Origin of the sequence: Dyadobacter soli (assembly GCF_900101885.1) — a bacterium.
Lineage (GTDB): Bacteria > Bacteroidota > Bacteroidia > Cytophagales > Spirosomataceae > Dyadobacter > Dyadobacter soli.
The window spans coordinates 23,656-35,818 of sequence record NZ_FNAN01000019.1 but is presented as its reverse complement, the minus strand read 5'-3'; the positions used below and the strand labels follow the sequence as shown (position 1 = coordinate 35,818).

The following is a 12,163-nucleotide window of genomic DNA, read 5'->3' as shown; positions in this document are numbered from 1 at the left end:
CAAATGATAGTAATACACAAAAGGTTAGTAATAGCCTTTTGGTTAGCAAACATCAACATGGCATTTACTAATCACAACGGCCCCAGGCCCAGTCGCGCGCAATGCATGAGCAAGCTGAATGCGGCGGGCGATGCATTATATGTAATCGGCGGCAAATGGAGGTTGCGCATCATCATCGCGCTTTCGGAAGGGCATAAACGTTTCAACGACCTTCAACGGGCCATTAGCGGGATATCCGCAAGGGTTCTTTCCAATGAGCTGAAAGAACTGGAAATCAATGGCTTTGTCATAAGAAAGGTGTACACCGATTTTCCAGTATCCATCGAATACGAGCTGACGCCTTACAGTGATACCTTGTCGCCCGTGATCGAATCGCTGATCAACTGGGGCGAAATGCACCGCCAGCGGATCATGCACATGGAAAAACCGGAGGAAGAAGCGGCTATTGTTCTGGAAGAGATACTGTGAGGTGCCACATATCGCCCGAGTTACTCACTTTTTCGGTTCCCCACACGCCAGGGCCCCCATCGGGCCGCAGGTAGACGTTGAATACCAGCGTACTGATCTGTGAGCCTTTGATGAGCACGCTACCGCAGGCAGCACCATTGTCGCAATTGCCGGTAATGGGCGTTTTGGAATGCAGGATCTTCGTTTTCGTCATATCGATCTGCATTTCGTCGTTGCCCGATAGCTTCGTCACTGCCAGCGACGGCGTTTGCAGTTCGAGTTCTGTGGCGAAACCGAGGCGCTTGTCGCTGAAATTAGTGGTAGCGCCGAGGCCGATGAACGAAATAACCGGGTCGTTAACGGGCTTATTGAATTTCATCCGCAATTTCCCATAATAGTACCGGCTGGTATCGCTTTTGGCGGCATTGGTAGTAAGCAAAGGCTTCGCTGAAAGAAATACCTGTAAACCGGCATTCATAAACAGGTTCACACCCCTTCCTACCGGCCCCTCAGGATGCGCCGTAAAGATCTTACGGGCGGTATCCGCATAATAGTAATTGGTATTGATCACCGGTACAGACCGCACATGCGTGCTGCTCGCGCCGGACGCCGCGCCGAAAGTCATTCCCGTGACGTGCTGGGGCACATTAATGTACGTCTGGTCGTCGAAACTAAACGTCACCGAAAGCCCCGATTTCAGTTTCTGGAAATAAATCCCCTCGTCGGTGCTCCCGTTTTTGTTGTAAAAAAAAGCCAGGGTCTGAGGAATGGAAGTAGGCCCTTTGGGTACCGGTTGCTGGTAGCTGTTGTTGACGCCATCCTGAACCAGCTCATAAGTGCTCAGGGCATTTGCACCCTGGGAACGGGCAGCGCCGGTCGAGGCGGCGATCATAGCGAAGAAAAACACCACCCTTAGTGATGATAATGAGTATGTTAGCATGTGTAAAAAATTATGAAGCGTTGAGTTAACTGCTGGCAATATATCATTTATGAATGAAGGTGTCCACCTATCGGGCTTTGTCATTTTCATTTTAGCAGGATAATTCAAGTTAATCTCCGCATGTTACCATTCATTCTGCCTTTACCCGGAGATTCAAACTAAGTAATTGATTATTAATTAAATGTAACGCTATCGTTATTTCTCCCCCGAGAAGACTAGTTAAAGGCAGAAGTTGCTTTTTTTGCGGTATGCGGACTACGCAAGCACTAAAAACTTTACAGCTATACTCCGTATCGCTCCTGAGATGTGAAAGTTTTTGTAAGGTCAATCCAAATGGGCGCTGGTAACGTATGTGGTTTATCAAACCACATAACTCAATGACGTTCCTATGAAATCACTCGACGCTCGCCTGCGGCCGTTTGTTGCTGCCTTAGCTTTCATCCTTTCCCTTTCGATTTACTCCTGCGAAGACCACCGCGTGCCGCCTTCCGGGCCATCGCTTCCCGACCGGGTTTTCTACGCGCTGTCCGACAACAACCAGCTCCACGAGATCAATATCAAAAACACAGCCGCGCCATTGCGTTCATTTGCCATCACCGGGCTCGAACAGGGCGAAATGCTCACAGGCATCGATTTCCGCCCGGCAACCGGGCAGCTGTATGGGATCGGTTCGATGAACAACCTTTACCATGTGAATGTCAAAACCGGCGACCAGGAAGGCAAAGCGACCCGCATCGGGAACATGCCCATCGCAGCCACGTTGAGCGGCCATGTCGGTTTTGACTTTAACCCGACCGTCGACCGTATACGCGTTGTAACGAGTACCGCGCAAAACCTCCGTCTCCATCCCGAAACCGGCGCCATTGTTCCGGGCGACTCTCCATTGAACGGCTATGCCAACCCCATGATCGGCGCGGTGGCTTATACCAACAGCCGTGCGGGCGTTACAGCCGCCCCCGCGGGCGCAGGAACGACGCTTTACGACATCGATCCATCTACCGATATGCTATACATACAAAATCCGCCCAACCCCGGCGGTTTGGTACCAGTGGGCCCGCTGGGACTGAACATCCAGGAAGTAGGCGGTTTCGATATTTCCCCTGACGTGAACCCGTCCGACGTTTATCCGATTGCCTCTGTCAAATTCGGCGACAAATGGGAGCTGGATTTTGTGGACCTTGCTACCGGGAAACTCCAAAAGCTGGGCGATTTCCCCGCCAATGTAAACATCACCGGCATCGCCATTCCACCGCTCCCTGTCGCCTACGCATTGACCGATGGGGGAATGCTGAAAATTTTCAATCCTGAAAACGGCATGGAATACGGCACCAAAAACATCCCGCCTATTCCGGGCGTAACATTGCAGGGCATCGACATCCGCCCGGCCAACGGCAGGCTCCACGCATTGGGCAGCGACAGCAAAATTTACGGCATCGACCTCGGCAATGGGACTGCCACCGAACTGGTAAGCCTGAAACTGGGCGACAACACGCCGGTAATGCTCAGCGGCACCTATTTCGGCGTCGATTTCAACCCCGTAGCCGACCGCCTGCGCGTCGTGAGCGACAATGGACAAAACCTGCGCATCGACGTTAGTAACGGTGTTACGACGATAGATCAACCGCTTAAAATTGGTATGGCAGGCCCTACTCCGTTCATCACGGCGGTAGCCTATACCAACAGCTACCCAGGCACCACTGCCACCACACTATTCGACATCGACAGCCAATCCAACACGCTCTACATACAAACCCCGCCGAACAACGGCGTACAAACCGACCCGAAACCGCTCGGCATCGACGTAAATCCCGGCATCGGCTTCGATATCGGCAGCATTTCCGGCAAAGGCTACGCCATTTTCACCGTCGGAGCCAACACCAGTTTTTACACGGTCAATCTGGCCACCGGAGCTACTACCCATCAATTTCCATACAGCGGCCCCGTAAAAGGGCTGGCAGTAGGATTTGGGTTGTGATGTTTTTGAGGTATTTCAAAGTCAGCCGTCCGGGCATTGCCGGGCGGCTGACTTTGCTTTAAGGAACTCCCCTCTTTCACTGCACTTTTTCCCGCAAAATCCGGGCTACATTCTCCTGCAATGGTGGGTGCAGATCGGACAGCAGCCACCAGGTGTGGATTTTGGCTCCGGCGTCGACGAGCTTTTGGACTACTTCCAGATGATGCGGCCGGGCGCCTTCATGGGCGGTGGCCCAGAGCGTCTGGTCGAGTACGGTGCCGCCGAATTCGTTGCGGGCTTCGAGCGGTGCTTTGCGAGCGAGCAGCAAATCCACGATTTCCGGGTGGCCAAAGTATCCGGCCCAATGCAATGCGGTCCAGTCCCGGTGGTCTTTGGAAGCCGGGCTTACGCCTTTTTCGAGCAGGAAACGAACGGTTTCGGCGCGGTTAAGCATGGCAGCCCACACAAATGCAAGCGCCAGATTCGCTTCTGGTGTGTTGGCGATTTTCAGCCATTCCACATGCACCAGGGGCGCCTCGGGTTTCAGCTTTGCGTCGTCGTTAATGTACCCGGCGAGCTGCGCGGTTTTACCCATTGCACCGGCAGTAACTACATTATCCACCCTGGCGCCTCTTGCGACAAGCGCTTCGGCAGTTTTGGGATAATGGAAGTAAATGGCCGTTAGCAGCGGCCCACCGTTGTTTCTGACGCCGTTTATGGCTGCTCCGTAATCGAGCAGCTTTTCGGCCAGCGCCGTTTGCACGCCTGCCTGATTTGGCGGAAAGCTCGATACGAGCAGTTCGAGCGTTGTGCCCCATTTGGTGTCGTACGTATCCGCCAGGGCGTCGGGAACAGCACCGGCAGCGAGTAAAGTCTCGGCTATTTCAAGCGCATTCGGCGGGGTAACCTGCCTGAAATTCTCGGTGCCGTTGGCGGCAATGTAATGCAGCAGCGTAGCCCTGTGCGCCCGTGACGAGCGCTCATATACGATGTCCGGATTTTCCTGTAAAAGCGATTTCAACAGGGGCAGATCTCCCTGCACGACGGCGTCCACCGCTTGTTCGAATTTCGCAACCGGCGAGGCGGGGTCATTCAGGTCGGCGATGTGTTGCAGGAACGTCGGCCAGTCTACGAAACCGTGCTCTCTGGCCACCACTGCACGGGCGTCGTCGAGGCTGAAATTGGCATCGGGCCGATTAAGCTGCGTAAGCCTTTCGGGTTCAGGGTGATATGTTTGAATATGCTTGACAGAGTCCGTATCAACGGACCGGCAGGAATCCGCCAGCGCAGCGGCCTTTTTTTCGTAGTATTCAGGGGTCGGATCGGATGTGAGAGGGATAATATCGGTAGTGTTCATAAGTTCGGTTTGGTAGCAGCTGAAACATAAGACAAGTAGTATGTTTTTGAATAGAATACAAAATCCAGGTTCGTGATCGTAGCCGGCCGGGATGACCGGACTACGGGGTTGCTATTCCAGCCGTGCCCTGAACCAGCGATAGCCGTAAGCTTCCAGTGTAATCGTGTGCCTGCCTTTATGATCGAGCACGCTTTCGATATTGTTCATCAGGTCGATCAGCCGCCCGGTACCCGCCTGACGCTCGGGCACAACCAGTTCCAGTGATTTTTCACTGAAATTATGCCAGATCATCAACACCCGGCTCTTCCACGAATACCGCATTCCCAGGATTTCCGGATACCCGGTTTCCATGATTTCCCAGTCGCCGTAGCCGATCTCCGGGCATTCCTTCCGAAGCCGGATGAGCGTCGTCATCCAGTTCAGCAGCGAGTTCGCATCACGCCGCTGGCGCTCGACGTTGACGTGCTCGTAGGCATAGTACCCGTCCTCGATCACGGGATTGATCAGTTTCTTAGCCTTTGAAAACCCGCCCTGCATTTCGGCCGTCCACTGCATCGGCGTACGCACAGCGTCGCGCTCTTTCAGGTCCAGGTTATCGCCCATCCCGATTTCGTCGCCGTAACGGATCACCGGCGTTCCGGGAAACGAGAACATCAGGCTGTAAGCGAGCTCGGTTTGCTGCCGGTTGCCGAGCATGGGTGAGAGCCGTCGCCGGATACCGCGATCGTAGAGTTGCATATGCTTTTCCGGCCCGAATCGGTCAAAAACGACCTGCCGCTCCTCGGGGGTGAGCCTGCCCAGGTCCAGTTCGTCATGATTACGGAGAAAAAAGGCCCATTGGCTACCCGGCGATTTTTCGCGCGTGGCTTCGAGCGCACGTATGAGAGGGCGCGTGTCGGCAGTCGCGAGCGCGTAGAAGGTATATTGGTTTACAAAAAAATTAAACATCAGGTGAATGCCGTCCCCTTCGTCGCCGAAATACTGCTTGCTTTCGTCGGGAAGTACATTGGCTTCGCCCAGCAACACGGCATCCCCCCGCCGCCATTGCAGGAACCGCCGCATTTCTTTGAGGTATTCAAAATGAAGGGGAGACTGCTTCCCGTCGGGCGCGGGAGATTCGAGGATAAACGGCACGGCATCCACGCGAAAGCCTGCTATACCCAGTTCCAGCCAGTAACCCATAATGCGGTTGATTTCCGCCCTTACCTCGGGATTATCGGTGTTCAGATCGGGCTGAAATTCATAAAAACGGTGAAAGTAATAGGCGCCGGATTGCTTGTCGCGGGTCCAGGTCGCCTTTTGCACGCCCGGGAAAACCATTCCCTTGTTCCATCCCTTCGGTCGCTTGTCGGACCAGACGTACCAGTCTCTTTTGGGATCGTCTTTGGAACTTCTTGACTCTTTGAACCATCGATGCTCGTCGGAAGTGTGGTTCACGACGAGATCGATGATTACTTTAATGCCCAGTTTGCGCGCTTTATGAATGAAATCCACAAAATCGCCGCTGGAACCATGCCGCGGGTCGACGCCGTAAAAATCACTGATATCATAGCCATTATCACGATTCGGGGTCGGCTGAAATGGCGCCAGCCAGATCGTGTCCAATCCCAATGCGTGCAAATAGTCGAGCCGGTTGCAAAGCCCTTCGAAATCGCCCGTACCATCATTGTTACCGTCCATGAAAGTCTCTAAATCGAGGCTGTAAATGACGGCATTCTTATACCAAAGTTCTTCCAGCATATTCCCCAGGTTGATAATGCTCTTGATCTTAACAAAAGCAATGCCAACCGTGGGGTTCTTGCCCAAAGTCCCTATCCCCCGTACATATTGAATGCGAGCAGGTGTTTCTTGAAGATCGCTTCGAAACGGTCGGCTTCCTTGTCCTGCTTCGCGCGGCGGCATTCCCGGACGATATTTTGCAGGATAAAAAGGTCGGTGTTCACATCGCGCCGATTCCTCGCTCCTTCCTTGTCCTTGATCCAAGAGAGATTTTCGTCCGAACGGATAGCCATTGTACGCGCGGAATCGAGCGCCTTTTTGTTTTCGCCTACATCAAACAATGTGCCGATGAACCCCGCGGAAATCTGGTCGTACGGAATGGTATCGTCCGGCATTACCGCCATCGCCTTATCGACCACTTTCCGGGCTTTATCAATCCTGTTCTCGGCGATCAGCTGCTGGGCGAGGCGCAGGAAAGAAAGCCGGGCCGAAACCACCGGCGAGCCGAGGTAGGTATCGTCATAATACACATTTGGGTTGTTCATTTCCCGCCATTGCATTTTGTTCATCATATTGTCGTACATGATGTCCGAATTGACGTAACCATCCGACGCGCCCGGCACCCGCACGGGCAGCAGGCGGTAGGCGTAACCTTCGAGTTGAAGATATTCCTGCAAGCCCAGGTTGTGCGAAGAACCCATGGTCGACGAAAAATACACCGGCCGCTTCCAGTTGTTGCTCGAAATAATGTCCAGCATCACCAGATCACCTTTCAGCAGGTCGGTTTCGCCTATTTTCCAGCTCATCGAATCGCTCAGGTAAGGCGTCAGCTCGCTTTTGACGATGTTCATCTTCTTCACCTCGCGCGTATCCACGGGCAGGAACAGCGTTGCCGACGGCAGTATGGAAGTCAGATCGCCGCTCGTGAGCGGTACCTGAATGGCCTTATTGTCCTGATGGATCAGTTCGAGGTATTCTTTCAGGTTAATGCCGCCTTTTACCGACGGTATTTCGTAAAACGGCAGGTATTCGTTTTTGCCCAATTGATAATTATTCGAATCGAGCGACAGCGGCAATGCCTCCGACTGGTTAATCTTCCTTTTTAATTGCTGGATATACCAATCCGCACCGAGGAATGTTTGCACGCACACCCGCACGTCGGTACGGAAGCCCTCTACCTCCTGTACATACCAGAGCGGGAAAGTGTCGTTATCACCACCTGTGAACAGGATTGCATTAGGCGCACAGGACGCGAGCAGGTTGCGTGCGAAATCCACCGAGTGGTAGCGGTCGGCCCTGTCGTGGTTGTCCCAGCCTTTGGCCACCATGATCGCGGGCACCGAAAAGCAGGCCAGGCCGGCGATTCCAGCACGCAATGCAGGTTTTTGAATAACTTTTTCAAGAAATTTCGCCGTCGCCATGACGCCGAATCCGATCCAGATAGAAAAAATATAGAAGGACCCCACGTAAATGTAGTCGCGCTCTCGCGGTTCGGTGGGCGGCGAATTGAGGTAAATCACCAGCGCGACGCCCGTTAATACAAACAGGAAACCCAGAATGAGCAGGTCTCTCCGCCGGTAGTAGTACATATAAATAATCCCAGCTATACCTAGCAGGAACGGCAGCATGAGAAAGTTGTTGTGCCCGCGGTTATGGCTGATGCTCTTCGGGAACGACTGGCTCGTCTGCCACGGAAGCAGTATGCCCGCCCCCTCCCGGTCGCTCTCCCGCCCGACAAAATTCCAAAGGAAATAGCGCCAGTACATATGCCCGAGCTGATGGGAGAACAGGTAGGTCAGGTTGTGCTTCAAGGTGGGCTTCTGGCCCTGCGCCACGCCGGTCATTTGCTGGTAAAGCTGCGGATGCCCGGGCTGCGAACTGTACATCCTCGGCAACAGCATATTACTACCCGGTTCGTATTCATATATCGGTTTGTAGTCGATCAGCACGTATTTTCCATCCTTTTTGGCATATATCGGCGCGCCGCGCTTTTGACTAACGGGCCTGGATACAAAAGACGGGCCGTAAAGCAGGGGACGGCTCTCATATTGTTCTCTTTTGAGATAATACACAAACCGCAGGACATCGCTGGGATTGTTCTCATTGATAGGCGTATTGTAGCCCGACCGCACGAGCACCAGCGCGTAGGAAGCGTAACCTATAAGGATAAACGCAAGCGAAAGCAGACCGGTATTAAGCAACGCCCGGTTGGTCCGATGCGAATACCGGATCCCCCAAACCAGCCCGCCCAGAAAGAGGACCGTGAAGAATGCAATACCCGTGTTGTAAGGCAGTCCCAGCGAGTTCACGAAGAATATCTCGAATTTCCCCGCGAGTTCCGGCAAACCAGGGATAATGCCGGCATTGATGATCCCGAGAATCAAAAGCCCTGTCAGAAAGGCGATCGATGCGCCGAGAAAGCCAGGTTTCGGGTATTTTTTGAAATAATATACCAGCGCCAATGCCGGTATCGTAACGAGGTTCAGGAGGTGAACACCGATAGACAGACCTACCAGGTAGGCAGTAAGTATCAGCCAGCGGTTGCCCGCAGCGGGATCGTCAATGGCCTCCCATTTAAATACCGCCCAAATCACAATGGCCGTAAAAAACGACGACAATCCGTACACCTCAGCCTCCACAGCCGAAAACCAGAACGAATCGGACCACGCGTACGCGAGCGCACCCACGACCGCGGCGCCGGTCACGAGCAATACATCCGTACCATTACCCTCCTCCGGCTTTTTGCCTACCAGCTTCCATCCGAGCAGGCTGATCGTTTTGAATAGGAAATAAATGGTGAATGCGCTGCTCAGCACAGAAACCATGTTGACCCAATAGGCCACTTTCAGGAGGTCGCCGAGGGCGAGTAATGCGAAAAGCCGCCCGATAAGCAGGAAAAGCGGTGCGCCCGGCGGGTGCGGTACCTGCAATTTGAATGCACAGGCAATAAACTCCCCGCAATCCCAGAAGCTGGCGGTCCGCTCCATGGTGAGGACGTAGGTAATCAGGCTGGCGGCCAATACGGCCCACCCTGCCAGATCGTTCCATTTCTTGAAGGATATCATGTTTTGAAGGTGTTTTGGATGAAGCACCAAAACTATTCAACACGACACCGCAACGGGCACCCGTCATCTTAAAAAAAGTTAACAAAAGCCCCTGATAATGAGACTTTAACTTTATTTAACAAGCGGGTTACCTGTTTCAGAAAAGCAAGGAAATGCCATAAATAAGAGAACTCCACAATGCCGCGCCCGCGGTGATTGTAATCATCACACCACACAGAAACGGCAATTCAGCTGATTTTGAAAGTTTTACCGATCTTTCCATTCTTGATAATAACTTTTATGATAGAGGTCTAACGGAACGCGGCATCGCTGCTACAATTCCGCAAGTAAAAATAGATATCAGAAATGAAATGTGAAGTAGTCTGACTTTATTTGAAGTTTACTAATATATCGACGGCATTTAGTAGCAATTCTACGCAATTATAGTACAACTTCAATCGAATGATTTTTCAACTAAACCCGGCTTTGCGTCGCTTGTAGATTTCCACCTTCTTGAACAGTTCGAGGATGTTGGTCACTTCCAGTTTCTCGAAGATGCGCGCTTTGTAGGTCGACACCGTGCTTTCCTTGATATGGAGATCGATCGCGATGTCTTTCGTCCATTTACCGGTAAGCAGCATGTCCATGATTTCCAGCTCGCGGTTGGAGAGGATTTCCAGCGGGCTTTCCTTGCTTTCCCGTTCGAGAAGGGTATTATTGACGAGCTGATCCTGGATCACATTACTGATATAAGTGCCACCGGCGAGTACCGATGTGATCGCTTTTTCCAGCTCTTCGTTCGAAGTGTCTTTGGGCAAATAGCCGTTTGCACCGGCTTTTACGTAGTGGATGGCATATAATTCTTCATCCTGCGACGAGAAAATCAGGATTTTCACTTTGCTCTGAATGTCGCGGATCTTACCGATCATATTGAAAGCCTCGCCACCGGGGATTTTGATATCCAGTATGACAAGATCGAAGAATCTCGATTGAAGAAGTTTGAGTGTTTCACTAAAAGTTGCAGCCTCGATGACCGTCACCGAGGGTAAAAAATCTTCTATTAGCAATTTAACGCCCATTCGCACAATGGAATGGTCTTCTACCAGCAAAACTGTTTTCATTCAATATACCGTTACTTCAAATCAGTTTTAAAAGTAGTTTAATATAAATGAAATATTGTGTAGAAAATTGACTACACCCATATTTATTTTGAAAATATAATGTGAACGGAAGTTCCGATGGGCTCGTTGGGCCTCACGAGCAGGCGGGCGCGTATGAGCGAGCTGATTTCCTTGACGATCAATAACCCCATTCCGAAGTTCTGGGAAGCACTTCCGCTCTGGGGAAGCTGCCTCGCCTCGCTGTTGATCCAGTCGCTAACGGTGCTTTCCATACCGGGTCCGGTATCGTTGACGATCAGGTGCAGCTCTTCCCGGAAATCCTGGTGGGTAACGCTGATCGTCCCGCTGTTGGTAGCTTTGTTGGCATTGTCGATGAGGTTATGCAGGACAATGCTGACCAGCTGTGCGTTATTCTTGATGATCACTCCCGGCGCGACGCTATTCACAAACCGGTTCGCGTTCACTTCCGCGTCCTGGGTAAAAATGGCAAACTTCTGCTCCACCATTTCATTCAGGTCGAGGTAGCTGAACTGGACGTCGGAGTTCTTGTAACGGAACTCGGTATATTCCAGCAGGTTTTTCATAAAATGGTAAAGCCGGTAGCTCGACTGGCTGATGGCCCGCACCGTCGACAGGTCGGGGTGGTTACGTGCCAGACGCCCGGTGGTCGTCATCAGGAAACGCAGCGGACTTTTGATATCATGCGAAATGCTCGCGATCAGGTGTTTCTGGTGCGTGTATTCCTTTTCGAGTTTATACCGGGAATCTTCGAGGTATTGCAGGCTCGACCGCAGCTCCACCGTCTTGGCGTCGAGGTCGTTGATCGTGTCGTAAAACGAGCTGAAAAAGAAATAATTGATCAGCACGATCAGTGTGAAATTCTGAAACAGCTGGATTGCGATCGTAATCCTTCCCGAGCCCTGCGGCCCCCAGGATATGTAGCCCGAGAGATGATGACCCGCCAGTACATACGCAATGAACGGTACCACCGCGAACGTCGAATAGATCACGCCCCATCGGTTGCCGAGGCCGTAGAACGCCGCAACACTCACTACCACAAGGTATTGCAATGTCACAAGGTCGAAGCCCTTCTGGAAAAAATACAGATTGCTCCAAATGATGGCCATAAAAATAGCCATGGCCGCGTGAACCGCTTTCCGCCATTGAAAACCAATCGAAACAGCAAGGTAATATATAATGATAATGCCCAGCAAAACCGCTGCCCTGACCGCCTGCACGTCGTAATTTTCCAACTTGTAAAAAATCAGCAGGAGCGTTGTGGTAAGAAGTTTCAGGTTAAGTGCATAGGAAAGTACTTTGATGCGGGCCCGGTTAAGGATACTCGTTTCACCCTCTAACTGCTTTCTGACAGGCCATTCCAGAATCGATCGGATCATGTATTCGCTTTTTCTAAATCGCTGTTCGCCATCGGGGGCTGGCGGTGCGAGAAGAGCCAAATCTACCCAAAAAACCCAACAGATGGTGTAGAGAAATTGCCACAAGCAAAACAATAGCAAACTACAATGGCTTTCTGGGGCTGATGCTAAATTTGTAAAATCCTGCAAATGAAGGATTGTGGAG

General features: G+C 52.0%; 8 protein-coding genes. 2 read left to right on the top strand and 6 right to left on the bottom strand.

Annotation, left to right across the window (positions count from 1 at the left end; genetic code table 11):
- The first annotated feature begins 57 nt into the window (after positions 1-57).
- Positions 58-468 carry a winged helix-turn-helix transcriptional regulator gene (locus tag BLQ88_RS27495; RefSeq protein WP_090156226.1) on the top strand — a complete coding sequence of 137 codons (411 nt, stop codon included), beginning with the start codon at positions 58-60 and terminating at the stop codon, positions 466-468.
- On the opposite strand, the gene BLQ88_RS27490 is transcribed toward BLQ88_RS27495, so the two are convergent.
- Positions 443-1,387, bottom strand: a complete 945-nt coding sequence (locus tag BLQ88_RS27490; protein ID WP_090156225.1) for a hypothetical protein — start codon at positions 1,385-1,387, stop codon at positions 443-445. The genes BLQ88_RS27495 and BLQ88_RS27490 overlap by 26 nt on opposite strands.
- Before the next feature lie 388 nt (positions 1,388-1,775).
- On the opposite strand from BLQ88_RS27490, the gene BLQ88_RS27485 reads away from it, so the two are divergent.
- Positions 1,776-3,362, top strand: a complete 1,587-nt coding sequence (locus BLQ88_RS27485) for a DUF4394 domain-containing protein (protein WP_090156224.1) — start codon at positions 1,776-1,778, stop codon at positions 3,360-3,362.
- Positions 3,363-3,438: 76 nt separating this feature from the next.
- Here the strand turns inward: BLQ88_RS27485 and BLQ88_RS27480 are convergent, their stop codons facing one another.
- From BLQ88_RS27480 to BLQ88_RS27460, 5 genes are all read right to left on the bottom strand, one after another.
- On the bottom strand, positions 3,439-4,698 hold the full coding sequence (locus BLQ88_RS27480) for an ankyrin repeat domain-containing protein (RefSeq protein ID WP_090156223.1): 1,260 nt from the start codon (positions 4,696-4,698) through the stop codon (positions 3,439-3,441).
- A gap of 111 nt (positions 4,699-4,809) precedes the next feature.
- Complete coding sequence (locus BLQ88_RS27475; RefSeq protein ID WP_229212894.1) at positions 4,810-6,600, bottom strand: alpha-amylase family protein; 1,791 nt, start codon at positions 6,598-6,600, stop codon at positions 4,810-4,812.
- A complete protein-coding gene (locus BLQ88_RS27470; RefSeq protein ID WP_090156222.1) occupies positions 6,510-9,482 on the bottom strand; it encodes a glycosyltransferase family 117 protein in 2,973 nt (990 codons plus the stop codon). Before BLQ88_RS27470 ends, BLQ88_RS27475 begins: the two co-directional genes overlap by 91 nt.
- A 449-nt stretch (positions 9,483-9,931) precedes the next feature.
- The gene (locus BLQ88_RS27465; RefSeq protein ID WP_090156221.1) at positions 9,932-10,582 is read right to left on the bottom strand and encodes a response regulator; all 651 of its coding nucleotides are present in this window, start codon (positions 10,580-10,582) and stop codon (positions 9,932-9,934) included.
- An 83-nt stretch (positions 10,583-10,665) separates the two neighbouring features.
- Positions 10,666-11,979: a sensor histidine kinase gene (locus tag BLQ88_RS27460; protein ID WP_090156220.1), complete on the bottom strand. Its 1,314-nt coding sequence runs from the start codon at positions 11,977-11,979 to the stop codon at positions 10,666-10,668.
- Positions 11,980-12,163 lie beyond the last annotated feature (184 nt).

Bases quoted from the DNA above. Each gene is read 5' to 3' on its own strand.
- BLQ88_RS27495 (WP_090156226.1), top strand. From the start codon at position 58: ATGGCATTTACTAATCACAACGGCCCCAGGCCCAGTCGCGCGCAATGC.
- BLQ88_RS27490 (WP_090156225.1), bottom strand. From the start codon at position 1,387: ATGCTAACATACTCATTATCATCACTAAGGGTGGTGTTTTTCTTCGCT.
- BLQ88_RS27485 (WP_090156224.1), top strand. From the start codon at position 1,776: ATGAAATCACTCGACGCTCGCCTGCGGCCGTTTGTTGCTGCCTTAGCT.
- BLQ88_RS27480 (WP_090156223.1), bottom strand. From the start codon at position 4,698: ATGAACACTACCGATATTATCCCTCTCACATCCGATCCGACCCCTGAA.
- BLQ88_RS27475 (WP_229212894.1), bottom strand. From the start codon at position 6,600: ATGCCGCCGCGCGAAGCAGGACAAGGAAGCCGACCGTTTCGAAGCGAT.
- BLQ88_RS27470 (WP_090156222.1), bottom strand. From the start codon at position 9,482: ATGATATCCTTCAAGAAATGGAACGATCTGGCAGGGTGGGCCGTATTG.
- BLQ88_RS27465 (WP_090156221.1), bottom strand. From the start codon at position 10,582: ATGAAAACAGTTTTGCTGGTAGAAGACCATTCCATTGTGCGAATGGGC.
- BLQ88_RS27460 (WP_090156220.1), bottom strand. From the start codon at position 11,979: ATGATCCGATCGATTCTGGAATGGCCTGTCAGAAAGCAGTTAGAGGGT.